The sequence below is a fragment of the Sulfurospirillum sp. UCH001 genome (assembly GCF_001548035.1).
In the GTDB taxonomy this organism is placed as follows: Bacteria; Campylobacterota; Campylobacteria; order Campylobacterales; family Sulfurospirillaceae; genus Sulfurospirillum.
Genome location: NZ_AP014723.1, coordinates 1,985,286 through 2,011,459, shown reverse-complemented (window position 1 = coordinate 2,011,459; position 26,174 = coordinate 1,985,286). Strand labels below are relative to the sequence as shown.

General features: G+C 31.1%; 26 protein-coding genes. All 26 read left to right on the top strand.

The window, feature by feature from the left end:
- The first annotated feature begins 12 nt into the window (after nt 1–12).
- The 26 genes from UCH001_RS10080 (at nt 13) to UCH001_RS09955 (ending at nt 26,165) form a co-directional block, all read left to right on the top strand.
- Nucleotides 13–801, top strand: coding sequence for a 3'-5' exonuclease (locus UCH001_RS10080; protein ID WP_067177492.1), 789 nt, complete (start codon nt 13–15; stop codon nt 799–801).
- The gene (locus tag UCH001_RS10075) at nt 798–2,168 is read left to right on the top strand and encodes a phosphomannomutase/phosphoglucomutase (RefSeq protein ID WP_067177491.1); all 1,371 of its coding nucleotides are present in this window, start codon (nt 798–800) and stop codon (nt 2,166–2,168) included. The genes UCH001_RS10080 and UCH001_RS10075 overlap by 4 nt, the downstream gene beginning before the upstream one ends.
- Nucleotide 2,169: 1 nt before the next feature.
- Nucleotides 2,170–3,033, top strand: coding sequence for a glucose-1-phosphate thymidylyltransferase RfbA (gene rfbA, locus UCH001_RS10070; protein ID WP_067177489.1), 864 nt, complete (start codon nt 2,170–2,172; stop codon nt 3,031–3,033).
- Nucleotides 3,030–4,052: a dTDP-glucose 4,6-dehydratase gene (rfbB, locus tag UCH001_RS10065; protein WP_067177487.1), complete on the top strand. Its 1,023-nt coding sequence runs from the start codon at nt 3,030–3,032 to the stop codon at nt 4,050–4,052. The genes rfbA and rfbB overlap by 4 nt, the downstream gene beginning before the upstream one ends.
- A complete protein-coding gene (locus tag UCH001_RS10060) occupies nt 4,053–4,871 on the top strand; it encodes a DNA ligase (RefSeq protein WP_067177485.1) in 819 nt (272 codons plus the stop codon). It abuts the gene before it with no gap.
- Between the two features lie 10 nt (nt 4,872–4,881).
- A complete protein-coding gene (locus UCH001_RS10055; RefSeq protein WP_067177483.1) occupies nt 4,882–6,141 on the top strand; it encodes a nucleotide sugar dehydrogenase in 1,260 nt (419 codons plus the stop codon).
- Nucleotides 6,142–6,143: 2 nt separating this feature from the next.
- Complete coding sequence (locus UCH001_RS10050) at nt 6,144–7,484, top strand: mannose-1-phosphate guanylyltransferase/mannose-6-phosphate isomerase (protein WP_067178516.1); 1,341 nt, start codon at nt 6,144–6,146, stop codon at nt 7,482–7,484.
- Complete coding sequence (gmd, locus tag UCH001_RS10045) at nt 7,481–8,599, top strand: GDP-mannose 4,6-dehydratase (protein WP_067177481.1); 1,119 nt, start codon at nt 7,481–7,483, stop codon at nt 8,597–8,599. The genes UCH001_RS10050 and gmd overlap by 4 nt, the downstream gene beginning before the upstream one ends.
- Nucleotides 8,600–8,603: 4 nt before the next feature.
- Entirely contained in the window at nt 8,604–9,572 is a 969-nt protein-coding gene (locus tag UCH001_RS10040) for a GDP-L-fucose synthase (RefSeq protein WP_067178517.1), read from the top strand.
- Complete coding sequence (locus tag UCH001_RS10035; protein ID WP_067177479.1) at nt 9,565–10,755, top strand: UDP-N-acetylglucosamine 4,6-dehydratase; 1,191 nt, start codon at nt 9,565–9,567, stop codon at nt 10,753–10,755. The genes UCH001_RS10040 and UCH001_RS10035 overlap by 8 nt, the downstream gene beginning before the upstream one ends.
- Nucleotides 10,755–11,894 carry a LegC family aminotransferase gene (locus tag UCH001_RS10030; protein ID WP_067177477.1) on the top strand — a complete coding sequence of 380 codons (1,140 nt, stop codon included), beginning with the start codon at nt 10,755–10,757 and terminating at the stop codon, nt 11,892–11,894. Before UCH001_RS10035 ends, UCH001_RS10030 begins: the two co-directional genes overlap by 1 nt.
- Nucleotides 11,891–12,466, top strand: a complete 576-nt coding sequence (locus tag UCH001_RS10025; protein ID WP_067177476.1) for a NeuD/PglB/VioB family sugar acetyltransferase — start codon at nt 11,891–11,893, stop codon at nt 12,464–12,466. Before UCH001_RS10030 ends, UCH001_RS10025 begins: the two co-directional genes overlap by 4 nt.
- Nucleotides 12,463–13,134 (top strand): glycosyltransferase family A protein, encoded by a 672-nt coding sequence (locus UCH001_RS10020; RefSeq protein WP_067177474.1) that lies wholly within the window; start codon nt 12,463–12,465, stop codon nt 13,132–13,134. The genes UCH001_RS10025 and UCH001_RS10020 overlap by 4 nt, the downstream gene beginning before the upstream one ends.
- On the top strand, nt 13,131–14,012 hold the full coding sequence (locus UCH001_RS10015) for a formyltransferase family protein (protein WP_067177471.1): 882 nt from the start codon (nt 13,131–13,133) through the stop codon (nt 14,010–14,012). The genes UCH001_RS10020 and UCH001_RS10015 overlap by 4 nt, the downstream gene beginning before the upstream one ends.
- Nucleotides 14,009–14,665: a PIG-L deacetylase family protein gene (locus UCH001_RS10010; RefSeq protein WP_067177469.1), complete on the top strand. Its 657-nt coding sequence runs from the start codon at nt 14,009–14,011 to the stop codon at nt 14,663–14,665. Before UCH001_RS10015 ends, UCH001_RS10010 begins: the two co-directional genes overlap by 4 nt.
- A gap of 9 nt (nt 14,666–14,674) precedes the next feature.
- The gene (locus UCH001_RS10005; protein WP_067177467.1) at nt 14,675–15,736 is read left to right on the top strand and encodes an N-acetylneuraminate synthase family protein; all 1,062 of its coding nucleotides are present in this window, start codon (nt 14,675–14,677) and stop codon (nt 15,734–15,736) included.
- A 2-nt stretch (nt 15,737–15,738) separates the two neighbouring features.
- The gene (locus UCH001_RS10000) at nt 15,739–16,419 is read left to right on the top strand and encodes a cytidylyltransferase domain-containing protein (protein WP_067177465.1); all 681 of its coding nucleotides are present in this window, start codon (nt 15,739–15,741) and stop codon (nt 16,417–16,419) included.
- Nucleotides 16,412–17,443, top strand: a complete 1,032-nt coding sequence (locus UCH001_RS09995; RefSeq protein ID WP_067177463.1) for a nucleotidyltransferase family protein — start codon at nt 16,412–16,414, stop codon at nt 17,441–17,443. The genes UCH001_RS10000 and UCH001_RS09995 overlap by 8 nt, the downstream gene beginning before the upstream one ends.
- Nucleotides 17,436–18,896, top strand: coding sequence for a hypothetical protein (locus UCH001_RS09990; protein WP_067177461.1), 1,461 nt, complete (start codon nt 17,436–17,438; stop codon nt 18,894–18,896). Before UCH001_RS09995 ends, UCH001_RS09990 begins: the two co-directional genes overlap by 8 nt.
- Nucleotides 18,886–20,097 carry an oligosaccharide flippase family protein gene (locus tag UCH001_RS09985; protein WP_067177459.1) on the top strand — a complete coding sequence of 404 codons (1,212 nt, stop codon included), beginning with the start codon at nt 18,886–18,888 and terminating at the stop codon, nt 20,095–20,097. The genes UCH001_RS09990 and UCH001_RS09985 overlap by 11 nt, the downstream gene beginning before the upstream one ends.
- Nucleotides 20,094–20,861: a class I SAM-dependent methyltransferase gene (locus UCH001_RS09980; RefSeq protein ID WP_067177457.1), complete on the top strand. Its 768-nt coding sequence runs from the start codon at nt 20,094–20,096 to the stop codon at nt 20,859–20,861. The genes UCH001_RS09985 and UCH001_RS09980 overlap by 4 nt, the downstream gene beginning before the upstream one ends.
- Nucleotides 20,858–21,415 carry a DapH/DapD/GlmU-related protein gene (locus UCH001_RS13505; RefSeq protein ID WP_067177455.1) on the top strand — a complete coding sequence of 186 codons (558 nt, stop codon included), beginning with the start codon at nt 20,858–20,860 and terminating at the stop codon, nt 21,413–21,415. Before UCH001_RS09980 ends, UCH001_RS13505 begins: the two co-directional genes overlap by 4 nt.
- A gap of 25 nt (nt 21,416–21,440) precedes the next feature.
- Nucleotides 21,441–22,337 (top strand): glycosyltransferase family 2 protein, encoded by an 897-nt coding sequence (locus tag UCH001_RS09970; protein ID WP_067177453.1) that lies wholly within the window; start codon nt 21,441–21,443, stop codon nt 22,335–22,337.
- Nucleotides 22,338–22,957: 620 nt separating this feature from the next.
- Nucleotides 22,958–23,524, top strand: a complete 567-nt coding sequence (gene rfbC, locus UCH001_RS09965) for a dTDP-4-dehydrorhamnose 3,5-epimerase (RefSeq protein WP_067177451.1) — start codon at nt 22,958–22,960, stop codon at nt 23,522–23,524.
- Nucleotides 23,517–24,656 (top strand): DegT/DnrJ/EryC1/StrS aminotransferase family protein, encoded by a 1,140-nt coding sequence (locus UCH001_RS09960; protein WP_067177449.1) that lies wholly within the window; start codon nt 23,517–23,519, stop codon nt 24,654–24,656. The genes rfbC and UCH001_RS09960 overlap by 8 nt, the downstream gene beginning before the upstream one ends.
- 294 nt (nt 24,657–24,950) lie before the next feature.
- Entirely contained in the window at nt 24,951–26,165 is a 1,215-nt protein-coding gene (locus UCH001_RS09955) for a hypothetical protein (RefSeq protein WP_067177447.1), read from the top strand.
- The last annotated feature ends 9 nt before the right edge of the window (nt 26,166–26,174 follow it).

The window sequence follows — 26,174 nt, the reverse complement described above, 5'->3', positions numbered from 1 at the left end:
AAGAGGTACTTAATGATCTGTGTGTTTGACGTAGAGACCATCCCTGATACCAAGCTGATTCGAAATGTTCTGCATCTTGAAGGAGAAGATCTTGACGTTTCTCTTTTAGCGATGAAAGAACAAGAAGAAAAAACGGGAAGCAGTTTTTTGCCCATCTCTTTTCATAAAATTGTGGCGATTTCAGCTGTCATTGCCGATGATTTTGGCATCTTCCGCAAAGTGAGCAGCATTGAGGGAAAGAATGAATATGAGATGATTAAAAATTTTCTAGGTTTCATCAACAAACACAATCCCAAGTTAATTAGTTTTAATGGCAGAAGTTTTGATATGCCACTTCTCATGCTTCGAGCCATGCAGTATAACCTTACTTGTCATGCTTATTTTGAAGTTGAAAATAAAGAGTTGAATAAGAACAAGTGGGAAAATTATAGGTCGCGTTACAGTGATCGCTTCCATGTAGATTTGTTAGACCACCTCTGCGAATTTGGAGCTGTTCGAGGGATGAAGTTAGATCATGTTTGCTCTATGGTAGGACTTCCTGGAAAGTATGATGTCCATGGTGATCAGGTGATGGAGCTGTATTATGCGGGCGAAATAGAGGTTATTAAGGAGTATTGCGAGAGTGATGTGCTCAACACATATTGGCTATTTTTGAAGTATGAACTCTTAAAAGGAAATCTCATTATAGAGGATTATCAGCGTGCATTAGCTACAATGCAAGAAAATTTGCGTTCCGATAAGTCCTATACGGACGTCTTTGGTATCGCAATCGAAGAAGAATTATACAAGGAGAACCATTGAAAACGATATTTAGAGAGTATGACATCAGAGGTATCTACGAGAAAGAGCTTAACGAACAAACAGTAAAACTCATTGGTTATTTTTTAGGAAAACAGATTGCAAAAGTGGGTAAAACAGTTGCGATTGGTTATGACGCACGTTCACACTCACCGATTTTATGTGAGTATCTTACCAGTGGCTTAAATAAAGCAGGTTGTAAAGTACTTACAATGGGACTCGTTGCAACGCCTGTCAATTACTTTAGTAACTTTCAAGAGTTTGATGGTGTAACGCCTAATGCTTCGATTATGATTACAGGCTCTCACAATCCAAGTGAGTATAATGGTTTTAAAATCACCATCGATAAAAAGCCTTTCTTTGGTGAAGATATTTATGCGCTTGGTCGTGAGATTATGCAAAATTATGACATGGAAATTGAGGATGATTTAAGCTCTACATTTATCAATGCAAAAGAGCGTTATATTGCTTATCTTGTAAAAGAATTTGATCATCTTAAAGGTTTTAATCAACCATTTGTCTATGACTGTGGTAACGGTGTGGCTGGTGTTGTCGTTCAAAATGTTTTCAAAGCACTAAACTTTACCTGCAAAGGTTTATACACTGATCCAGATGGTACATTCCCAAATCACCATCCTGATCCAACCGTAGAAAAAAATCTCAAAGACATTAAAAAAGAGCTTGAGGGTGACTATGCCCTTGGGTTTGCATACGATGGCGATGCCGATAGAATTGCCTTTTTGACAAAGCATAACAATGTCAAAGGCGACATTATGGCGATTCTTTTCTCAAGCGCTATGAAAAACCCTACGGTGATTGGTGAAGTGAAATGTTCTCAAGTCATGTACGATGAGATTAACAAACGTGGTAAGGCTATTATGTATAAAACAGGCCACAGCAATCTTAAAGTCATGATTGCAAAAACCAATGCTGATTTTGCAGCTGAAGTCAGTGGTCACCTTTTCTTTAATGATCGTTATTTTGGTTATGATGACGCTATTTATGCAACACTCCGCATGATTGAAATGGTAAAAAATGGTTTAGATGTTGACGCTGAAATTGCAAAATTGCCAGTGGTTTACTCTACAGAAGAATTAAAAGTTGAAACCAATGAAAACGACAAGTTCCCTCTTGTTGAAAAAGTAAAAGAGCTTTTGAAAAATCCTCCAAAAGATTTTCCTGCTATTAAAGAGATTGTTGATGTTGATGGCGTTAGGGTTATCTTTAATGATGGTTGGGGACTTGTAAGGGCAAGTAATACAACACCAGTGTTGGTAACACGTTTTGAATCTACCAATGCGGATAATGCGAAATTGTACGAGAAAAAATTAAACGAATTGATCGCGCACGCTAAAGCAGAGCTTCACTAACATGAAAGGGATCATCTTAGCAGGAGGAAGCGGTACAAGGCTTTATCCTGTAACTCAAACCATCAGTAAGCAACTTTTACCAATTTATGATAAACCAATGATTTATTATCCACTTTCTGTGTTGATGCTAGCTGGGATTCGTGAAATTTTAATTATTTCAACACCTCAAGACATTGGTAAATTTGAAGCATTATTAGGTGATGGTTCTCATTGGGGTATCTCACTTTCCTATAAAATTCAACCAAGTCCAGATGGATTAGCGCAAGCATTTATCTTAGGTGAAGAGTTTATCGGAAATGATAGCGTTTGTTTGATTTTGGGAGATAATATCTTCTATGGACAGGGTTTTACTTCATTACTTCAAAGTTCAGCTAAGCTTGAAAAAGGTGCCATTGTTTTTGGTTATCAAGTGAAAGACCCTCAACGTTTTGGTGTGGTTGAGTTTGATGAAAATCAAAAAGCAATAACTATTGAAGAAAAGCCTAAAAATCCAAGATCTAATTTTGCTGTAACTGGGCTTTATTTTTACGATAATAATGTTATAGAGATCGCAAAAGCGGTGAAACCAAGTGAAAGAGGTGAGCTTGAAATAACATCAGTTAATGAAGCCTATCTTAAGCGTGGTGATTTACAAGTTGAGGTACTAGGTCGTGGTTTTGCATGGCTTGATACAGGCACACATGATAGTTTGATTGAAGCAGGAATGTTTGTGCAAACCATCGAAAAACGACAAGGGTATAAGATTGCTTGTTTAGAAGAGATCGCTTATAACTCTGGCTGGATCACTAAAGAACAGGTTCTTGAAATTGCAAAGCCACTGAGTAAAAATGGTTATGGCGAATATCTAAAGGATTTGGTTAAATGAGTAAGAAGCATATTTTAGTTACAGGCTGTGCCGGATTTATTGGCTCTAATTTCGTGCCTTATTTTTTAGAGCAACATCCGGATTATCATTTAGTCAATCTCGATCTTTTAACATACGCTGGTAATTTGGACAATCTGAGCGAAGTTGAAAATAATGAACGTTATACCTTTGTTCAAGGTGATATTTGCGACAGAGCTTTGGTTGAGTCTATTTTTGAAGATTATGATATTAGGGGCGTCATTCATTTTGCGGCAGAGTCTCACGTAGATAATTCTATTAAAAATCCAGAGGTTTTTATTGAGACCAATGTCAATGGAACCTTTACACTTATTGATGTTGCCTATAAATATTGGATGGAAAAGCCTTTTGTGCTTTTAGAAGGGTATGAAGAGTGCCGTTTTCATCATATCTCAACCGATGAGGTTTATGGAACACTGGGTGCTACGGGGCTTTTTACAGAAAGTACATGTTATGCACCAAATTCACCTTATTCTGCCAGTAAAGCAGGAAGCGATATGATTGTACGAGCATATCATCATACGTATGGAATGAATACAGTGATTACGAACTGCTCAAATAACTATGGACCAAAACAGCATGATGAAAAACTCATTCCAACGATTATACGAAAAGCACTGAGTCATCAAAAAATTCCTATCTATGGCGATGGTAAAAATATTCGTGATTGGTTGTATGTATTAGACCACTGTAAAGGAATTGACCTTGTTTATCATGAAGGAACTTCAGGCGAAACCTATAATATTGGTGGAAGAAATGAGCGAGACAATCTTTATATCGCCAATAAAATCTGTGAAATACTAGATACGTTAAAGCCTAAAAAAACATCTTATAAAGAGTTAATTACTTTTGTTGAAGATCGAGCTGGACATGATAGACGTTATGCCATTGATGCAACTAAAATTGAAACAAAGCTTGGCTGGGAAGCTGAAGAGAATTTCGAGAGTGGCATACTTAAAACCATTGCATGGTATTTGGAAAAGTACACTAAAGAAGCATAAATGAGACTATTGATTGTTCTGTGGTGTTTGCTTTCAAGTATGCTCTTCGCTGCTAAACCTGAACTGATGCTTTTAGAAGATTGGGAAGGACAAGATGTTTCAGGGTGGCTGATGAGTGAAAAAATGGATGGGGTCAGGGCTTATTGGGATGGGAAAAAACTTATTTCAAGAAATGGTATTGAATTCTCTGCTCCAACATGGTTTACTGAAGGCTTTCCTCCATTTGCTGTTGATGGAGAACTTTGGAGTAAACGAGGAGATTTTGAAAATATTATTTCCATCGTCAAGAAAAAAGAACCTCATGATGGATGGAAAAATATCGCTTTTTATGCGTTTGATGTACCTCATGAAAATGGAGGTTTGATTCAACGTTTAGTGAAGTTAGAGTATTATCTTAAACTCAATCAAGCAGATTATTTAAAAGTTGCGAAACAAATCACCTGTAAAAATGAAGAACATTTAAAAAGTTTTTTACAAGAGATTGAAAAAGGTGGTGGAGAAGGTGTTATTGTACGTTCTCCTGATTCAAAATATATTGCTAAACGTGATCCCAATAGTTTAAAAGTAAAAAATTTTCATGATGCCGAGTGTGAAGTCGTAGAGCATCATAAAGGTGAAGGTAAGTATAAAAATAGTTTTGGTTCGCTCACATGTAGAAATGATGAAGGCGTTTTTTTTGATATAGGCTCCGGTTTTAATGAGAGTGACCGCAAAAATCCGCCTGCTATCGGATCAAAAATTACGTATAAATTTCAAGAAATCACTAAAGGCGGTAAGCCGCGTTTTCCTGTGTATATGAGATTAAAAGAAGAGATTTAGGAATAAAACAATGGATAAAATAGCAATTATTGGATTAGGATATGTGGGGCTTCCTTTAGCCGTTGAGTTTGCAAAAAAATATCCTGTTGTAGGTTTTGATATTTTTCAAGCACGTATTGATGAGCTTAAAAATGGATATGATAGAACGTTAGAGTTAACCACAGAAGAGCTACAGGAATCCATCAATCAAGGTATCCATTTTAGTACCAATCTGGATGATCTTCGTAGTTGTACTATCTTCATTGTTACCGTTCCAACGCCAATAGATGCAAGTAATCGTCCAGATTTAACTCCTTTGGTCAAAGCCAGTGAAACAGTTGGTAAAGTACTCAAAAAAAATGATATTGTGATTTATGAAAGTACTGTTTATCCTGGCGTGACTGAAGAAGTCTGTGTCCCTGTATTAGAGCGTATTTCTGGGCTTTCTTTCAACAAAGATTTTTTTGCTGGCTATTCACCAGAACGTATTAATCCTGGCGATAAAAAGCATACCGTGAAAAATATTTTAAAAGTGACATCTGGTTCGACACCAGAAGTGGCTAATAAAGTTGATACACTGTATCGCAGTATTATTCAAGCGGGTACGCACAAGGCTTCAAGTATTAAAGTTGCAGAAGCAAGTAAAGTTATAGAAAACACGCAAAGAGATGTCAACATTGCACTTATTAATGAATTAGCACTTATTTTCAATACAATGGGAATCGACACAGGTGAAGTTATTGAAGCTGCAGCTACTAAGTGGAATTTTATTAAGCTCAAACCGGGTCTTGTTGGTGGTCATTGTATAGGTGTTGATCCTTATTATCTTACCTACAAAGCCGAAGAGTTAGGTTATAAACCAAATTTGATTCTAGGGGCACGCCAAATCAATAATGGTATGGGAAAATATATCGCGGATAAAACCATCAAATTGATGATAGAACATGATACGAAAATTAAAGATGCAAATGTTTTAGTAATGGGCTTAACGTTTAAAGAAAATTGCCCTGACATTCGAAATACAAAAGTTATTGACATAATAGAAGAGTTACAATCTTTTAAATGTCATGTTGATATTTATGATCCATGGGTAGATAAGGCTGAAGCAAAACTTCATTATGGCTTTGAACTCATCGGCAACCCATTTGAGTATGATAAAAAATATGATGCTATTGTTGTTGCTGTTGGACATGAACAATTCGTTTCACTTAGCTCAGAAAATTACACAAAATTAAGTCGTGTTATTATTGATGTTAAAGGGATTGTAAAAAATCCTACTTGGAGATTGTAAGCGTGATTAATCTTATTTTATGCGGAGGTAGTGGAACAAGACTATGGCCTCTGAGCCGTATGCTAATGCCAAAGCAGTTTGTAAAACTTTTTAATGCTAAGTCCCTTTTTCAGTTAACCGTTGAGCGTAATAGTACGTTATGCGATGAGCAATTCATTGTTTCAAATAGTGAACAATACTTTTTAGCATACGATCAACTTGAAGAGCTAGGACGATCGAATAATCGGTATTTATTAGAACCAATTGGTCGCAACACTGCGCCTGCAATTGCTTTAGCATGTCTATCCGTTTCCCCTGATACTGTAGTTCTTGTAACACCAAGTGATCATTTGATTAAAAACCAAGTTGCATATAAAGCAGTTGTTAAAAGAGCTGAATTGCTAGCAGAAGAGGGCTTCTTAGTGACATTTGGTATTACTCCAAGTTATGCAGAAACAGGATACGGTTATATCGAGGCTGATGGGGAAAATGTTAAAAGCTTCAAGGAAAAACCTGATAGTCATACGGCACAAAGTTATATTGACAAAGGGAATTACTACTGGAATAGTGGAATGTTCTGTTTTAAAGCAAGCGTCTTCTTAAATGAATTAAAACACTATTCTCCACAGATATATGAGGCATCTGTGAGTGCGTACAACCATGCAAAAAAAGATACAAAAGATGCAATGGTTAGAATAGGATACGATGAGATGCTTGCTATTCCTGAGGATAGTGTTGATTATGCCGTTATGGAAAAAAGCACTAAGGGTAAAGTTGTTCCGAGCAATATTGATTGGAGTGATGTAGGGAGTTTTGATGCGCTTTCCAATGAACTTCCCAATGATGAAAAAAATAACTTTATTCTGTCACATAAGCAAGTGTGTACCATTGATGTAGAAGATTTGATTGTTATTGATACCGAAGATGCTTTGCTGATTAGCCGTAAAGGAAGTAGTCAAAAAGTTAAAGATTTTGTTAGTAAACTCAAACAAGAAAATGAAGCATTAACAACAACACATAATACGGTGCATCGCCCTTGGGGAACCTATACTGTTTTGGAAGACAAGGCTGGGTATAAGATTAAGAAAATTATGGTTAAACCAGGCAAGCGACTCTCTTTGCAAAAGCATTTTCACAGAAATGAGCATTGGATTGTAGTGAGTGGTACAGCAACTGTTCGGGTGGAAGATAAAACCTATATTGTTAGAGAAAATGAATCAACTTACATAAAATCTGGTGAAATACATAGATTGGAAAATTTGGGAAAAATTCCTATTATTTTGATAGAAGCCCAAGTGGGTAGTTATACGGGCGAAGATGATATCGTAAGAATAGAAGATGATTATAAAAGGGAAAATATATGAGTCAAAAAGTGGCATTAATTACAGGTATTACAGGACAAGATGGTAGTTATTTGGCAGAATTTTTATTGAAAAAAGATTACATTGTTCATGGAATCAAGCGAAGAAGTTCACTCTTCAATACGGACAGAATAGATCATCTTTACCAAGATCCTCATGTTGAAAATAGAAACCTTATTTTGCATCATGGTGACATGACCGATAGTATGAATTTAACACGTATTATTCAAGAAGTTCAACCTGATGAAATTTATAATCTAGCGGCGATGAGCCATGTAGCAGTTTCTTTTGAAACACCAGAATATGTAGCTAATGCTGATGGTACGGGAACATTGCGCATTTTAGAAGCGGTACGTCTTTTAGGATTAGAGAAGAAAACAAAGATTTATCAGGCAAGTACGTCAGAACTTTATGGGAAAGTACAAGAAATCCCTCAAAAAGAGACTACACCGTTCTATCCCAGAAGCCCTTACGCAGTCGCTAAAATGTACGCATATTGGATCACCGTCAATTACCGTGAAGCGTATGGCATATTTGCGTGTAATGGTATTTTATTTAACCATGAATCTCCTGTGCGTGGCGAGACGTTTGTAACCCGAAAAATTACGCGTGCAGCTTCAAAAATTGCTCTTGGGCTTCAAGATAAACTCTACCTTGGAAACCTTGATGCAAAACGCGATTGGGGACATGCAAAAGATTACGTGAAGATGATGTGGATGATTCTTCAAGCACCAGAAGCGGAAGATTGGGTTATTGCTACGGGCCAAACAACAATGGTACGAGATTTTATTCGTATGGCATTTGGTTATTGTGGGATTGAGTTGGAGTTTAGAGGTGAGGGTGTCAATGAAGTGGGTATTGTAAAAGCATGTAATAATCCACGGTATCAAGTTGAAATTGGAAAAGAAGTCGTTGCGGTTGATCCTCGCTATTTTAGACCAACGGAAGTCGATTTGCTTTTGGGTGATCCTACCAAAGCAGAGCAAAAGTTAGGCTGGAAAAGAGAATTTAAGCTTGAAGATCTTGTGAATGACATGATGAAGTCGGACCTTAAATTGATGACAAAAGATGTCTATCTCAAAGAGGGTGGCTATAAAATTATGAGTTATTTTGAGTAATTCAATGACCAAAACAAGTAAAATTTATGTAGCAGGACACCGTGGGCTTGTTGGCTCTGCCATTTTAAAAAACCTTACATCCAAAGGGTTTTCAAACATTGTCACTCGAACCCATGCAGAACTCGATTTAACAAATCAACAAGCGGTCGTTGACTTTTTTGCACAAGAAAAGCCAGAGTATGTTTTTTTAGCGGCTGCAAAAGTAGGGGGAATTGTTGCAAATAATACCTATAGAGCAGACTTTATCTATGAAAATTTAGCCATTCAAAACAATGTGATTCATCAAAGTTATGTTCACGGGGTTAAGAAGCTACTCTTTTTAGGATCAACGTGTATTTATCCTAAAAATGCTCCTCAACCTATGAAAGAAGATTATTTACTCACAAATGAACTTGAATATACTAATGAGCCTTATGCAATAGCAAAAATTGCAGGTATAAAAATGTGCGAAAGCTATAATCTTCAGTATAGTACCAATTTTATTTCTGTGATGCCAACCAACCTTTATGGACCAAATGATAATTTTGATCTTGAAACATCTCATGTGTTGCCTGCACTTATTCGTAAAATCCATGAAGCAAAGTTAAGAGGTGATAATGAAGTTGAAATCTGGGGGAGTGGAAAACCTAGACGAGAATTTTTATACTCTGAAGATATGGCAGATGCGTGTGTATTTGTTATGGAAAATGTTGATTTTAAAGATCTCATAGAAGATAAAAAAGAGATACGCAATACACATCTCAATATAGGAACAGGTAAAGATATTAGCATTCGCGAATTGGCAGAATTAATTCAAAAAATTGTAGGTTATGAAGGTGCTCTTGTTTATAATACATCAAAACCAGATGGAACAATGATAAAGCTTACTAATCCTTCAAAACTCCATGCTTTAGGCTGGAAACACAAAGTGGTATTAGAAGAAGGTGTGCGTATAGCGTATGCTTGGTATCTTGGAGGAAGCACACATGTATAATATATTCTTTTTAATTGGACGTGAAAAAAAACTTTTCAATGATGATATTACAGCACATGAAAAAGAGTTGTCTCATATTGTTTCATCTTCAACTTTCTTAGTCATAGGTGGAGCAGGCTCTATTGGTCAAGCGGTTGTCAAAGAGATATTTAAACGAAATCCAAAAAAATTGCATGTCGTTGATATTAGTGAAAACAATATGGTTGAACTAGTGAGAGATATACGTAGTTCAATGGGCTATATTGATGGAGATTTTCAAACATTTGCTCTTGATATTGGAAGCATAGAGTACGATGCTTTTATTAAGGCAGATGGAAAGTATGACTATGTTTTAAACCTCTCCGCACTTAAACATGTAAGAAGTGAAAAAGATCCTTTTACACTCATGCGCATGATTGATGTCAACATCTTCAATACCGATAAGACATTGCAACAATCCATTGAGAACGGAGTCAAGAAATACTTTTGTGTTTCAACAGATAAAGCAGCCAACCCTGTGAATATGATGGGCGCAAGTAAGCGGATTATGGAGATGTTTTTGATGCGTAAAAGCCTTCAAATTCCTATTTCGACAGCACGCTTTGCCAATGTTGCTTTTAGTGATGGGTCTTTGCTACATGGATTTAATCAGCGCCTTGCTAAACAACAACCTATTGTTGCTCCTAATGATATTAAACGTTATTTTGTAACGCCTCAAGAATCAGGTGAACTTTGTTTGATGAGTTGTATTTTTGGTGAAAATCGTGATATCTTTTTCCCAAAACTCAGCGAAGAACTTCATCTTATAACGTTTGCAGAAATAGCAGTAAAATACTTAAAAGAACGAGGATTTGAAGCCTTTATATGTCAAGATGAAGATGAGGCAAGAGCACTTGTAAAAACCCTTCCAAAAGAAGGAAAATGGCCTTGTCTATTTACGAATAGTGACACCACAGGCGAGAAAGATTTTGAAGAGTTCTTTACAGAAAATGAAATGCTCGATATGAATCGATTTAAAAATCTTGGCATTATCAAAAATGAGCCACTATTTGTTGAAGCAAAGCTAAGTAGTTTCACTCAAAAGATTGAAGCGATGAAGCACGCTAAACTGTGGACTAAAGACGACATTGTCCATCTCTTTCATGAAATGATCCCCAATTTTGGACATAAAGAGACTGGTAAATATCTTGATGGGAAAATGTAATGTATGAGAAAATAGTAACATTTATCCAAGATACATTTGCAACAAAAAATTTTATTCCTTTGCATGAACCTCGTTTTATTGGAAATGAAAAAAAATATTTGAATGAGTGTATTGACTCGACTTTTGTCTCTAGCGTGGGTGCTTATGTCGATCGTTTTGAAAAAGAGTTTGCTTTACATGTAGGAAGTAAGTATGCAATCGCAACGGTGAATGGAACAGCAGCTTTACATGTAAGTTTGGTTTTGATGGGCGTTGAAAAAGATGATGAAGTCATTACGCAGCCTTTGACGTTTATCGCTACTTGTAATGCCATTACATATTGTGGTGCGAAACCAATTTTTGTGGATGTCGATAAAGAGACTTTAGGTTTATCGCCCGAGGCACTGAACATATTTTTAGATGAAAATGCTGAAATAAAAGAAAATCGATGTATCAATAAAAGAACGGGAAAAGTCATTAAAGCGTGTGTACCGATGCACACTTTTGGGCATCCGTGCAAGATAGATGAAATAAAAGCCATTTGCGATATATGGCATATATCATTGATCGAAGATGCGGCTGAATCGCTTGGAAGTTATTATAAAAGCAAGCATACAGGGAGATTTGGCAAAGTAGGGGCTTTTAGTTTCAATGGCAATAAAATCATCACCAGTGGTGGTGGCGGTGTGATAGTAACTGATGATGAAGCGTTAGCCAAAAGAGCAAAGCATATCACCACTACGGCAAAAGTACCGCACAAATGGGAGTTTGTCCATGATGAAGTAGGCTTTAATTACCGCCTACCAAATCTTAATGCCGCGCTTCTCGTTGCACAACTTGAACAAGTCAATGGTTTTTTGAAGAATAAAAGAGGTTTAGCAAAAATGTATGAAGACTTTTTTAGCTCAATAGATGTCATGTTTATAAAAGAGCCAAAAGATGCAATATCAAATTATTGGCTTAATGCTATTATGCTTGACAATAAAGAACAGCGAGATCTTTTTTTAGAATACACCAACGCTAATGGTGTGATGACACGCCCCATTTGGACGCCCATGAATAGACTCGAAATGTTTAAAACATGTCAATGTGGCGACCTTTCCAACGCCGTTTATTTGGAAGAGCGTATCGTCAATATCCCAAGTTCGGTGAGAGTATGAAAAAGAAAATTCTTCTTATTGGTGGCGGTGGGCATTGCAAGTCAGTCATTGATGTCATTGAGCAAGAAAATAGATTTGAAATTGCAGGGATTATCGATAAGAAAGAACTGATTGGGCACGATGTTTTAGGGTATAAAATTGTAGGAAGCGATGAGGATTTGAATCATTTGCGCCAGCACTATCACTATGCGTTTATTACGGTTGGGCAAATCAACTCTCCTGAAATTAGAATCGAACTTTTTGAAATGCTCAAATGTTTGGGTTACGAGCTTCCTGTAGTGATTTCGCCATTGGCATACGTATCGAAACATGGGCATATCAGTGAAGGCTCCATTGTGATGCATCACGCTTTAGTCAATGCTAGTGCGCATATAGGAAAAAATTGCATCATCAATACAAAAGCACTTGTAGAACACGATGCTATCATTGAAGATCATTGTCATATCTCAACGGGAGCCATTCTCAATGGCGGAGCACACGTCAAAGCAGGAACATTTTATGGAAGCAATGTTACATGTAAAGAATATGCAACCGTGAAAGGGTTTATAAAAGCCGGGAGTATAGTAAAGTGAAGATAGCTTTTTTAACAACTATTTTCCCAATGGATGAGCAATATTTATTTGATTTTTTTAATTCGTTAGATAATCAAACATACAAAAAGTTTGACATAATCATTGTTAATGACGGTTATTTAGGGCTTACTCAATTAAAACAGCAGTATTCTCATTTAAATATTTTAGAAATATGTAGCGCTTCATCTATTGCAAAAAATAGAGAATATGGTATTAACTATGTTATTGACAAGGGATATGATATTCTAATTTTTGGCGATAGCGACGATTATTTTGAAAAAAATCGTATTGAAAAGTCACTTGAGTTTTTGAAAGAATATGATATTGTCGTAAATGATGTAAGCCTTTTTAATGAAGGTGGTGTTTATGAAAAAAAATATTTTTCACACAGGTTAAAAAATTTGGAAGTAATTAATTTTGAATTTATAAAAGATAAAAATATTTTTGGAATGACAAATACCGCAATTAAGCTCAAAAATATTGAGAAAGTGAGTTTTGATTATATGCTAATTGCGGTTGATTGGGTTTTTTTTCAAACTTTACTTAACCAAGGACTAAAAGCTTTGTTTACGAATGAGACAATCAGTTATTATAGGCAATATTGCAACAATACTGTTGGATTATGTGTGCACAATGATTTTCATTATTTTTGGTGGGAAAAAAAATGAAAATAGTTTTTATTGGAACAGTTAAATTTTCAAAAAAGATGCTTGAAAAATTGATAGATATAAAAGCTCATATTGTTGGAGTTTGCACTAAAAAAGAATCAAAATTTAATAGTGATTTTGAAGATTTGACTCCATTGTGCATAGAAAATAGATTACTATACAAATATACAGATGATATTAATTCTAAAGAAACGGTTGAATGGATAAAAACGTTAAATCCAGATATTGTGTTTTGTTTTGGCTGGTCTAGTTTAATTAAAAAGGAATTATTAAACTTGGCCCCTATGGGTATAGTAGGTTATCATCCTACAAAATTACCACAAAACCGAGGTAGGCACCCTCTTATTTGGTCTTTGGTTCTAGGTCTGAAACAAAGTGCTTCAACTTTTTTCTTTATAAGTGATGGTGCTGACGATGGGGATATCTTATCTCAAAAAGATTTTGAAATTTTAAATACTGATGATGCCCAAACACTTTATCAGAAGGTCACAGATATTGCCCTTTTGCAAATAGATGAGTTTATCCCATTGTTAAAAACTAAAACGTATCAAAAGGTAGTACAAGATCATAAATTATCTAATATTTGGAGGAAACGAGGTCAATCTGACGGGAAAATTGATTTTCGTATGAGTAGTGAAGCTATTTTTAATTTAGTGAGAGCATTAACTAGACCATATATAGGTGCTCATATCGAATATAATAATAAAAATATAAGTATTTGGAAAGTAAAAATTGTAGAATATAATCAAAATCATATCGAAAGTGGTAAGGTTTTACAATTAAAAGATGACACAATAGTCGTTAAAACCTACGATGGTGCAATAGAAATTTTGGATCATGAATTTGATGTACTTCCTAAAGTAGGAGAATATTTATGAATAAAGTTTTAGTTATAGCGGTACATCCAGATGATGAAACTTTAGGATGTGGTGGAACTCTTTTAAAACATAAAGCAGCATTAGATGAAATACATTGGTTAATTTGCACCTCAATCGATAAGAACCATAGCTATTATAATACAAGAACATCAGAAATAGAACATGTCTTTAATGCGTATAGCTTTGATAGTATTTATAATTTACAACTTACAACTATGCAAGTAGATAAATATTATATGAGTGACCTTATTGATAACATATCAAAAGTGATTAATGAGGTTAAACCAAATATTATTTATCTTCCCTTTAAAGGAGATGTACATAGTGATCATAGAAGAATATTTGAAGCAGCGTATAGTTGTACTAAATCTTTTAGATATCCATTTATAAAAAAAATATATATGATGGAGACACTTAGTGAAACTGAGTTTGCATTAAGTACAAAAGAAGATAGTTTTATTCCTAATGTATTTGTTGATATAACTGATTATATGGAGAAAAAAATAGAAATTATGAAAATATTTGAGAGTGAGATGGCTCAACATCCATTCCCAAGAAGTGAAGAAAATTTAAGAGCATTGGCTACATTTAGAGGTGCAACTTGTGGTTGCCAATATGCTGAAAGTTTTCTATTATTAAAAGAAATAAAATAAGAGGAAAAAATGAAAGTACAATTAACAAATCAAAAAGAGGTTTTTAACTTCTGTACGCCATATATCATAGCAGAATTAGGCTCAAATCACAATGGAAATATGGAGTTAGCAAAAAAATTAATTATAGAAGCAAAAGAAGCAGGAGCTGACTGTGTCAAGTTCCAAAGTTGGTCAAAAGATAGTATTTTTTCAAGAAAAAAATATGAAGATAATTATTTTGTTGCGGATGATTATAGGAATAGAACTGATTATACACTTGAAGAGATAGTCGATGCATATTCTATTTCAGAAGAAGAACTTCTTGAAATGAAAAAATTTGCAAATGATATTGGAATAGATTGTACATCAACGCCTTTTAGTAAAAAAGAAGCAGATTTTTTAATTGATAAGTTGGAAAGTCCATTTATAAAAGTAGCTTCAATGGATTTAAATAATTATCCATTTTTAGATTATTTGGCTAGAAAAGGAAAGCCAATGATAATTTCAACAGGGCTTAGTGAACTGTATGAAATAGATAAGGCTGTTAAAACAATAGAAAGCGCAGGGAATAATCAAATAGTAATCCTACATTGTATAGCTACCTATCCACCTAGTGATAGTGATGTACATTTAAACAATATAAAAACCCTTATGACAACTTATCCAGAGTATCCCATAGGATTTTCAGATCATTCTTTAGGCACAGCTATACCTCTAGCTTCCGTTGCATTGGGCGCTTGTATAATAGAAAAACATTTTACACTCGATAAAAATATGGAGGGTTGGGATCATAAAGTTTCTGCTACCAAAAATGAAATGAAAGAAATTGTAGAAAATTCTAAAAGAATTATAGAAGCTTTAGGTTCATATAGAATTACGGCAACTGAAAGTGTTGAAAAAAAGAGAGAATTTAGAAGAAGTATTGTGCTTACAAGAGAAATGAAGCAAGGCGATATTATATCTTATGAAGATATCGATTATAAAAGACCAGGTGGAGCATTTGACCCTGATATGACAGATTTTGTTATCGGGAGAACAATTAATAAAAATTTAGGGTATGACCATATTTTAACTAAAGAGGATATTATTTAAACATGATAGCGATAGTTCCAGCAAGAAGTGGTTCAAAAGGATTGCCAGGTAAAAATATCAAAGATTTACTTGGAAAACCAATGATAGCCTATACTATTGAAGAGGCATTAAAATCGAAATATATTAGTGAAGTGATTATCTCTACGGATTGTAAAGAAATAGAAAACATAGCTATTAGTTATGGTGCGAAAAGTTTATTTTTGAGACCTGAGCATTTAGCTAGTGATAGCTCAAAAGCTATTGACAACTTTATTTATACAGTGGATAAATTAAATAATGAATTTAATTATCATATTGAAGATTTTGTAGTGCTTCAGCCTACATCACCATTAAGATGTGTAAAAGATATAGATGAAGCAATAAAACTTTTTAAAGAAAAGAATGCTGATAGTGTGGTAAGTTATACAGAAGAACATCATTCAATAAAATGGCATAAATATATTACAGTAGAAGGTAAATTTGAAAACATATTTGAAGAAAATCTTTCAAATCGTCAAGAGATCAAAAAAAGTTACTATCCGAATGGAGCTGTGTATGTCTTTAAATATAAGTTGATTCAGCAAGGCCAATATTATAACAATAAATCATATGCGTATATAATGCCTAGATCTCGTTCTATAGATGTGGATACTATAGAGGATTTTGAATATATAAAATTTTTAATGAGAAACAATAATGAATAATAAATTAATTCTTAATAAACAAACAACGCTTAATGATGCAATTAGATTACTTGATTTGAATGGTAATGGGGTACTCCCTGTCATTGATGCAAAAGAAAAACTTTTGGGTCTTATAACAGATGGAGATATTCGAAAAGCAATTTTAAATAAAAACTTAGATTTAGAACATATTATCAACAAGAATCCTCATAAATTGCATATCAATATTTCAAAAAATCAGATTGTGAGCTATTTAAAAAAAATACATCGAAGACATATTCCCCTTGTTGATGATGATGATAAGTTTATAAAAGTATTTACACTTGATGAAATAGAGTTCAATCTCAAAACAAATTGGGTGATAATAATGGCTGGAGGTTTAGGAACTAGATTGGGGAAACTTACACAAGATACACCAAAGCCAATGTTACAGGTAGGCAACAAGCCTATGATAGAACATATCATAGATATGTTTACCTTATATGGGTTTACTAAGTTTATGCTTAGCGTAAATTATAAATCAGAAGTTATTAAAGAGTATTTTGGTGATGGTAGTAGATTTGGAATAGAAGTCAAATACCTTGAGGAAAAAAAACGACTTGGTACGGGAGGCGCATTAAGCTTGATAGATATGAAACTTAATGAACCTTTTTTCGTTACGAATGGAGATGTCCTATCTTCATTAGATTATGAAAAACTATTGGATTTTCACATAAATGTGAATTCTGTAGCAACAATGTGTATTAGAAAAGATAACTATCAAATACCTTACGGAGTCATAGAAATAGATAATAAAAGTAATATTGTATCTATGAAAGAAAAACCAATACAAGAATTTTTTATAAATACAGGTATATATATATTAGATCCAACCGTTTTAAGTTATGTACCAAATGATGAATTTTTTGATTTACCTAGTTTGTTTGATATTTTAAAAAATGAAAAAAAAGTTACCAAAAGTTTTGAAATTACAGATTATTGGATAGATATGGGGACCCCTAGTGACTATGAAACTATAAAAAAAAGATGGAATTATAATGAATGATCCAAAACCAACAGTTATTTTTTTTTCTAGAATGGGTCTTTGTCATCTTTTTGGAGGCCTCGATAAATTTTTGAATAAAAAATATAAAATTATTCACATAGCTTACTCTTCAATTGATGCAAATATTTTGAAAAAGAATTATAATATAATACCAGATTACATTTTAGTTGAATATATTCAAAATTTAAAATTAGATATGCTCAATAAACTTGAGGTACTCGAAAAAATCAATATATTATTTCAAGAAGATATGACCAATAGATTTACTTTAAATAGTGTAATTATTAGTGATAGAACACTTGAAAGTTTTTCTCTTGATGAAGCCTATGATATTGTTATAAAACATTATTTGTTTTGGGAAAAAATATTTAATGAATTTAGTGATATAAACATTTTGTTTCACGAAACGACTACACATACATATAATCATATAGCATCAGCCCTAGCAAAACACAAAAAAATAATTTATTCTGGTTTTATTGCTTGTACAGGTATATATAAAAATAATTTTAGATTTACTGAATATGATGATGGAGATTCATTGCTCTTGCAATATTATATGAGATTAAATACAAAATACTACAAAAATTCTGAAGAGGTTCAAAATTTCATTGATAAGACGAGAGCAAAAAATGCAGTTTTAATCAAAACAAAGACAAATTCATTTTTTTTTGATTTATATCAGATTGTAAAAGGAATTATACGGAAATGTTGGAATATTTATCAACGTTTCAATTGTAATAGGCTAATTGATCCAAATGAGTATTATATATTAAAACAAAATGAAGTTTTACATTCAGCTTTTAATAGAATATTATATAAATTCAATTTAACATATAATAAAGTGGATTTTAGTGAGGAATATTATTATTTTGCATTACATATTGAACCAGAAGCAGTATTGTCCCATTGGTCTTTTGGTAAATATTCACAAATTGCTTTGATTGAACAGTTAGCTAGAAGATTGCCTATAGGGAAGTATTTATATGTGAAAGATCATAAATTAGATATTGGTTATCGAAATTTATGCGACTATAAAAAAATTCAAAGATTATTTAATGTTAAATTGATAGATCCCAGTCATGATTCCCTGGAACTTATTAAAAATTCAATAGGTGTTATTATCCTTAATGGGACTGTAGGGCTAGAAGCCAGTATATACAAAAGGCCAGTGTATATGTTTGGTAATAGTTATTTAAAGCATAATAAAAATATTATTTTGATTAAAAACATAGACGATTTTACGGAGATAATACAAGATAAATTTCAGTTTAAGGAAGAAATTTTAAAGAATTTTATTCAATATTATTTAGATAGTAATTTTGAAGGTGATATATATAAGTTTTTTGTAGCATATAAGTATTGTGATTATGATGAAACAAATTTAGCTAAATTGGCAGATTCTTTTACGAAATATATTGATATCTTAAGTTTTATAAAAAATGAAAATTAATTTTATATTTCAAGTGCTGTCATTTGGTATGGCATTTATTATTAATATATATCTTTTAAAAACTTTAAACGTAGAAGACTATGGTATGTATTCACTATTAAATACAATTATAATGTTTGGAGCTATGGCATTTTGTTTAAATATTCAAGAATATTTAAATATTGGCTTGAACAAATATAAAAAGTATTCTGTGTCACAAAATACTTTCTTTAACAATATAAATACATTAATGATTTTAATTAATATTGTGATAGGTATTTCCTTATTTTTATTATCATCGTTTATATCTTTATTATTCAATATACCAGAAAAGCTTATATACTTAACTATTTTGTTAATTTTTATGAATATTATATTTGCAAATTATCTACGATATGATGTTGCAAATAGTAATTGGATATCTTATAATATTTTTTTATTTAATAAAAACTATGGCTGGTTTGTAGCTTTTTTACTTATAGGGATAGATATTGTTGATATTTTTAGTTATATGCTTTTTATAACTATAATATTTGTTTTAGTATATTGTTTGTATTTTAAAAAAAAATACAATTTTAAGAGTTATTTTGATTTTGATTTTGAAGTATGGAATGAAGGATTTATATTTGGGATGCGATCATTACTATCAACTTTTAGTTTTTTTATTATAATGAATAGTGATAAAATAATGATATCTATCTTCTCTGGAAATAGAGAAGTTGGACTTTATGCTTTTGCAATAATTCCTTTTTCAATAGTGTTACAATTGTTTCAAAATACTATTTTGGCAGTTGTAAATCCGAAAATTAATAGATTATTTCATAAAAAAAAGAAAATTAGATTTTTAATCTATAAAAAACTTATTTACTTTATACTTATAACATTTAGCCCAATTTATATTATATTCACATTGTACTCAGATTTTTTTATATTATTTATTGCTAAAGATGAATATTTAGAAGTTGGTAGTTTTTTTGCTTATTTATCTGCTTGTTTTATATTATTAGCAATTAGTTCTGTACTAAAACAAGAGTTTATTTTAAAAAAAGAGTTTAGTACTTTAAATAAAATTTCTTTAACTTCTGTCCTTATAAATATTGGATTTAGTTATTTGTCTATTAAATTATTTGGATATGTTGGTGTCGTATATTCTACATTGATAGTTTATCTAATTATAAATACTTACCTATATTATAGATTGAAGCGAGAAGAAATAGAATGAAAAAGATACTTAAAAAAATAGATGTAATTGCAAGTAAATATATAAGGTTAAAATATCGACATTTTGTAAAATATGATCCACTATTAGATACTGAGGGTCAATATACAAAAGAAGATTGGGAAAAGCATCGTGATTATATTAATATATATAAAAACTCAGATGACTATAATACAGCTTTTTTGAACAAAGTTTTATTTGATGAGTTAAATAAAGCAGTTGCTGTTTTTGAACTCCTTCAAGTCTTTGATTTTTCGAAGATTAATAGTCTAATTGAAATTGGTTGTGGATATATGTACCAATCGTTTTTATTGAAACAAAAATTTCCACATTTACATTATACAGCTTCAGATTATGATGAAAATGTTATTAAACAATCTTCCAATGTACAATTGTTAAAAAACATAGAAAAAGTTAAGTTCAATGTACTAGAAGATGAGCTTGCTTTAGAATATGATATGGCTATTAGTTGGGCAGTTGATTATCATTTTACAGACAATGAGATACAAGTTATTTTTGATAAATTTTCTAAAAATAATACTAATTATTTAATTTTATCTTTAACGATAGCTACCCCTGTTAGAAAATTTAAAGATCTTATAAATAATTATAAAAATAATAAAATGATTGAAAAAAAGTTTATTCGTGCACACGGGTGGGAAAGAAGTTTAAAATATCTAGAAATTCTTGGAATGAAATCTGGTTTTAATTTTAAATATATAGGAAAGTGTGGTGATTATCATGCTTTATGGTTTTATAAATCATGAGTTTTGAATTTTATCTTAGATTAGAAACATTTATAAAAAAGCATATATTTAATCTTATATTTAAAAAATATTTTAAAACATTTGGGAAAAAAAGCTATATTATCAAACCGTTGAGAATACAAGGTCCTGAGTTTATTTCTATTGGAAATAATGTTGCGATTAACTCTTTTTCCTGGTTGGGTGTTCTAAGACAAGATACAATTCCTAATCTGAAGATTTTAGATGGAGTTTATATCGGAAACTTTTGTCATATAGATTGTATTGATGAAATTATAATTGGTGAAAATACTCTGATAGCTGATAAAGTATATATAGGTGATAATGCACATGGATATGGAAAAAATAATATTCCAATTATAAATCAAAAGCTTATTTATAAAGGTAAAGTTAATATTGGTAAAAACTGTTGGATTGGTGAAAATGTTAGTATTTTAAGTGTTACAATAGGTGATAATTGTGTGATTGGAGCAGGATCAGTCGTTACAAAAGATATTCCGAATAATTCAGTTGCTGTTGGAAATCCTGCAAAAGTTATTAGATTTATTAATAATTAATTTATAAAAATAAAAGGTGAAAATGATGAAAATTTTGATGGCAATGATTAACTACAATACTTCACTTAAAACAATAAGCTGCTTAAAATCAGTTTTAAATCTTAATACAGTGCATAATCTTGATATAATCGTTATTGATAATAGCACAAATATAAAAGAAAAAATAATATTAAAAGAATATTTAGAAATTTTGATTGATAATAAATTTTTAATTACTTATGTTGATTCTAATGGTAACATAGGGTATGCGAAGGCTATGAACCCTCAAATAAAAAAAGCATTAGAATATAAGTATGATTATATTTGGTTGCTCAATAACGATTTAGAATTAGAAAGCAATGCTTTAGATATTTTAATATCATTTGCAATAGCTCATCCAAAAGGTATATATTGTTCTCTGCAAAAAGATTTTGTCAATAGAAATAAGATCATAGAAACAGGTACTATTAATATGGATAGTTTTAAGGGATATGCTATTCCAACTTATAAAAATTCAGATGAATTTATTGAAGTAGATGCAGTTCTTGGTGCAAGTTTAGTGATTGATGTAAAAATTGTTGAAGAAACAAATATTTTTTTAAGCGAGCATTATTTTATTTATATGGAAGAAAATGATTATTGTTATAGAATGAAACTTTTAGGTTATAAATCGTATGTAGTAATGAAATCTATTGTGTATCATGAAGCTGGTGGTTCTGGGGGAACTGGGAATCCATTAATATGGTACTACCGTATAAGAAATTTACTATTATTTAAATATGAATTTCAGTCTAATAGAATAAAAGTTTTTTTGTTAGGAATATATTTTATTATTATGACTATTGTAAGATATCGTCTGAAAATAAATTTTGTTAAAGCTTCAATTTTTGCATTTATTGATGCATATTTTAATAGGAACGAAAAGTCAAAAAGAGAGTTTTAACAATTGATTTTATTAAAATAGTATGCTTTTTTCTTAAATTAGATTGGTTCATATGATATAACTTAAATTTTTGTATCTTACATTCATTCTATTCCATCAAACATATAATGTGTTAAGGAAGAGATATGCAAGATGATATTGCAATTCACAAAAGTGTTAAAGAAGATTGAAGTTAAGAACAATAAACTTAAAAAGATTTTTCTAGAGAGAACTAAAAAAATCAAGGATTGTTGGATTACCATACTTTTACTTGCTTATTAGAAATAATTCAGAAAGGGATATTGACTACAACCATATTATCTCATTGATCTCATAAGCGTTTGAATAATTTAAGCCCTATGCAATTCTCTAAAAGGCATAATCACAAATGTATTTTATTTGCTGAGTTTCTATATCTATATTTATTGATAAATCAGATTATATAATTTGAAGATAGTGTTTTATTTATATTGATGTATATTATAAATTAATCATCTGCAAGTCAGTAATCTATATTCTGAAAAATAATTTTAGATTATGTGGTATATTTGAAGTTGTCTTTTAACTTTTTAAGCCATACTAACTCAATAATTTAGTATAAACAAGTATTAGGTTAGTTTCTACTACAAAAGGTTATTTTAATGAAATTTGTTAGAACAGAAATTTGTGATCTTATTCTTTGTGAACCAATTATATTTAGTGATAAAAGAGGATATTTTTTTGAAAGTTTCAATAAAGAGAATTTCGAAAATTATCTTGGAAAAAAAATTAATTTTTGTCAAGACAATGAATCTAAATCTGCTTTTGGTGTATTAAGAGGGTTACATTTTCAAAAACCACCATTTGCTCAAAGTAAACTTGTTCGTGTTGTATATGGTAAGGTATTAGATGTTGTTGTTGATCTAAGAGAAGATTCTATTACATTTGGTAAAGTGTTGTCTTTTGAACTTAATGATGAAAATAAAAAACAACTATTTATTCCTAGAGGGTTGGCTCATGGATTTATAGTTTTAAGTGAAGAAGCAATTTTTTCATATAAAGTTGATAATTATTATGCTCCACAATATGAAGATGGATTAATATATAATGATGACATTTTAGGAATTGATTGGAAAATTAATTCAAGAGATATTAAGGTTTCTGAAAAAGATAAAAAAAATATGACAATGAGGAATATATATAAGTTTAAGGGAGAATTATATGATTAACTTATTTCAGCCCGCAGTTGGAAAAGAAGAATTAGATGAAGTTGCAAAAGTATTTCAATCAAATTGGTTGGGGAAGGGAAATTATGTAAAAGATTTTGAAAAAGGTTTTGCAAATAATTTAAATGTATCTTCTGAACATTTTTTATCGACTACAAGCTGTACAGAAGCTATATTTTTATCCGCAGATCTTTTTGAGTTTTCTAGTAACGATGAGATTATTATCCCTAGTATAAGTTTTCCATCAATTGGTAGTGCCGTTTTGTCAAGCGGTGCAAAAATTGTATTTTGTGATGTAGACAAACGAAGTTTAAATGTAAGAGCAGACGATATAAAATCAAAAATAACAAATAATACAAAAGCTGTTTATGTGACTCATTATGGAGGTGTGCCCTGTGATATGGATCCTATAATTGAATTGTGTAATATACATAATATTAAAATTATCGAAGATAGTGCATGTTCTATAAAAAGTTTTTATAAAGGTAAAGCTTGTGGGACATTAGGCGACATGGGAATGTGGTCTTTTGATGCTATGAAAACATTAAGTACTGCAGATGGCGGTATGATGTATATTAAAGATTTAGACAAGAGAAAAGTGGCTGAAGAAAAACTATATTTGGGATTACCTTTAAAGCAAAAGAGTGGAATAGATAGTTCGACTCAAGGTAATTCTAATTGGTGGGAATTTGAAATGAATAGGCCAGGTAGAAGAGCTATTATGAATAATGTGACAGGTGCAATAGGATGTGTACAATTAAATAAATTAAATAAGTTTTTACAAAGAAGAGAATACATATATAATAAATATTATAATGAATTGAAAAAACTGGATTGGTTAGAAGTGCCTCCAATGAGTAATTTCGAATATACATCTTCTTTTTATTTTTTTTGGATACAAACTAAATATAGAGATAAATTAGCTAGATATTTATTGGATAATGGAGTATACACAACTTTTAGATATTGGCCATTACATAAAGTTAATTTATTTAAAGAATTTTGTGTTGATGGTGATTATCCAAATGCAGATTTCGCTGCTAAGTATACTTTGAATATTCCTTTACATCAAGAATTGGCTGAAGATGATATTCAAAAAATAATAACATTAATTAAGGAGTTTAATGCATTCTGAGATATTATATATTATTGAAAGTTATATGTTATTATTTTAATTTTATTTTTATAAAGTGCAATAAGTATGATATTGTTAGTTAAAGAATAGAGTTACTATAAACATATATTTTTCTTTTAAACTTAGCCAAAAAATCGATTTATAGATTTCAAAAGCTTAATTTTATATGTTGAATTTAAATCCTCATCTTAAAGAAGATATTTAGATGAAGTATTCTAAGGCTGACTTATAGTTAGAATTTGATGTGTTATATTAAGTAAAAGTTATAAAAAGAGTGAAATATTAGGATAATGAATGCATTGGTCTAAAAATATACAATTCAGAGATGCTAGTTTTTTCTATCTACTAATAATCTTGTTTTCATTCTTTCCATACATAACATTATATTCTTTTGGAAGTGATATTCAACCTTGGAGTATTGTAAGTATTACTTTAATGAGTTTATTACTTTTTTATAATAAAATAAGGTTTTATAATATTTTTGTTTTTTTATTTCTCCCTTTTTTGTATTCGTTATTTTTATTAATTGTTTCTATGGACTACTCTTCGGGGGTTAGAAGTACCTTAGGATATCTAACAATAGGACTTGTACCATTTATTTTCAATAGAATATTAATAAAACACTATGAATTATTCGTTAAATTTTTGAAACTTACAACAATAGTATATTTGATTGTAGGCTTAATTCAGATTTTGTTTGATGAGCAATTCATGGCATTTTTACTCAATCGAAATACTACAACCATTTCACGAGGAGTTGTTTCTTTAAGTCCGGAGCCTACTTTTTATGGAATAATTTGTCTTTTTTTAATTTTATTATTCATATCTTTAGATATTAAAAATAAAATTAAATATATCTTTTTATTGTTGTTTCAGATATGTTTTTTAGCTCAATCTACTATGACTATTTTCTTTTTATTGATTTTTTCTTTTTATTATTTTTTGTTCAAAATGAATATCAAAATAGTAGGTTTACTTTGTCTTAGTATGTTCGTGACATTAATATTTATAGACAATATCGATTTTGTACCTCAAAATATAAGATTATTTCAACTAATTAGTGCATTCTTGAATGACCCATCAAATATTGTTATTTTTGATGCTAGTATTAATGAAAGAGTTTCTGCTATATATTTTTCAATCAAAGGATTTATTGACAATAATTTTCTTCCAAATGGATTTGGGATATATTCACAATATTTAAATCATGAACTACCAAAGCAAAATATCTTTTGGTGGACAAGTGAATCAAATAGAATCATGAGTTTTTATGGTTCTATATTATTTGAAATGGGGTTTATAGGCTTTACAATACCTTTTGTTTACACAATTATAATTTTTAGGGCTTATAAAAATCAAATAGGTAGCGGGTTATTGTATTTTTTTTTTATAAATACAATACTTGTTAGTGCAATACCTTTATCGTTTCCTTTCGTTGGAATTTATATGGCAACATTACTTCATAAAACAAGATACAAAATTAATAAGAATATTGTTAATGTAAAATAAATACAAGGT

What these genes read in the sequence shown, in the direction of transcription:
- UCH001_RS10005 (WP_067177467.1), top strand. Translation starts at nt 14,675, where the DNA reads ATGAAAGTACAATTAACAAATCAAAAAGAGGTTTTTAACTTCTGTACG.
- rfbB (WP_067177487.1), top strand. Translation starts at nt 3,030, where the DNA reads ATGAGTAAGAAGCATATTTTAGTTACAGGCTGTGCCGGATTTATTGGC.
- UCH001_RS10030 (WP_067177477.1), top strand. Translation starts at nt 10,755, where the DNA reads ATGTATGAGAAAATAGTAACATTTATCCAAGATACATTTGCAACAAAA.
- UCH001_RS10055 (WP_067177483.1), top strand. Translation starts at nt 4,882, where the DNA reads ATGGATAAAATAGCAATTATTGGATTAGGATATGTGGGGCTTCCTTTA.
- UCH001_RS13505 (WP_067177455.1), top strand. Translation starts at nt 20,858, where the DNA reads ATGAGTTTTGAATTTTATCTTAGATTAGAAACATTTATAAAAAAGCAT.
- UCH001_RS09970 (WP_067177453.1), top strand. Translation starts at nt 21,441, where the DNA reads ATGAAAATTTTGATGGCAATGATTAACTACAATACTTCACTTAAAACA.
- rfbC (WP_067177451.1), top strand. Translation starts at nt 22,958, where the DNA reads ATGAAATTTGTTAGAACAGAAATTTGTGATCTTATTCTTTGTGAACCA.
- UCH001_RS10010 (WP_067177469.1), top strand. Translation starts at nt 14,009, where the DNA reads ATGAATAAAGTTTTAGTTATAGCGGTACATCCAGATGATGAAACTTTA.
- UCH001_RS10080 (WP_067177492.1), top strand. Translation starts at nt 13, where the DNA reads ATGATCTGTGTGTTTGACGTAGAGACCATCCCTGATACCAAGCTGATT.
- UCH001_RS10025 (WP_067177476.1), top strand. Translation starts at nt 11,891, where the DNA reads ATGAAAAAGAAAATTCTTCTTATTGGTGGCGGTGGGCATTGCAAGTCA.
- UCH001_RS10015 (WP_067177471.1), top strand. Translation starts at nt 13,131, where the DNA reads ATGAAAATAGTTTTTATTGGAACAGTTAAATTTTCAAAAAAGATGCTT.
- UCH001_RS10040 (WP_067178517.1), top strand. Translation starts at nt 8,604, where the DNA reads ATGACCAAAACAAGTAAAATTTATGTAGCAGGACACCGTGGGCTTGTT.
- rfbA (WP_067177489.1), top strand. Translation starts at nt 2,170, where the DNA reads ATGAAAGGGATCATCTTAGCAGGAGGAAGCGGTACAAGGCTTTATCCT.
- UCH001_RS09985 (WP_067177459.1), top strand. Translation starts at nt 18,886, where the DNA reads ATGAAAATTAATTTTATATTTCAAGTGCTGTCATTTGGTATGGCATTT.
- UCH001_RS09980 (WP_067177457.1), top strand. Translation starts at nt 20,094, where the DNA reads ATGAAAAAGATACTTAAAAAAATAGATGTAATTGCAAGTAAATATATA.
- UCH001_RS10035 (WP_067177479.1), top strand. Translation starts at nt 9,565, where the DNA reads ATGTATAATATATTCTTTTTAATTGGACGTGAAAAAAAACTTTTCAAT.
- UCH001_RS09955 (WP_067177447.1), top strand. Translation starts at nt 24,951, where the DNA reads ATGCATTGGTCTAAAAATATACAATTCAGAGATGCTAGTTTTTTCTAT.
- UCH001_RS09995 (WP_067177463.1), top strand. Translation starts at nt 16,412, where the DNA reads ATGAATAATAAATTAATTCTTAATAAACAAACAACGCTTAATGATGCA.
- UCH001_RS10060 (WP_067177485.1), top strand. Translation starts at nt 4,053, where the DNA reads ATGAGACTATTGATTGTTCTGTGGTGTTTGCTTTCAAGTATGCTCTTC.
- UCH001_RS10000 (WP_067177465.1), top strand. Translation starts at nt 15,739, where the DNA reads ATGATAGCGATAGTTCCAGCAAGAAGTGGTTCAAAAGGATTGCCAGGT.
- UCH001_RS09960 (WP_067177449.1), top strand. Translation starts at nt 23,517, where the DNA reads ATGATTAACTTATTTCAGCCCGCAGTTGGAAAAGAAGAATTAGATGAA.
- gmd (WP_067177481.1), top strand. Translation starts at nt 7,481, where the DNA reads ATGAGTCAAAAAGTGGCATTAATTACAGGTATTACAGGACAAGATGGT.
- UCH001_RS09990 (WP_067177461.1), top strand. Translation starts at nt 17,436, where the DNA reads ATGAATGATCCAAAACCAACAGTTATTTTTTTTTCTAGAATGGGTCTT.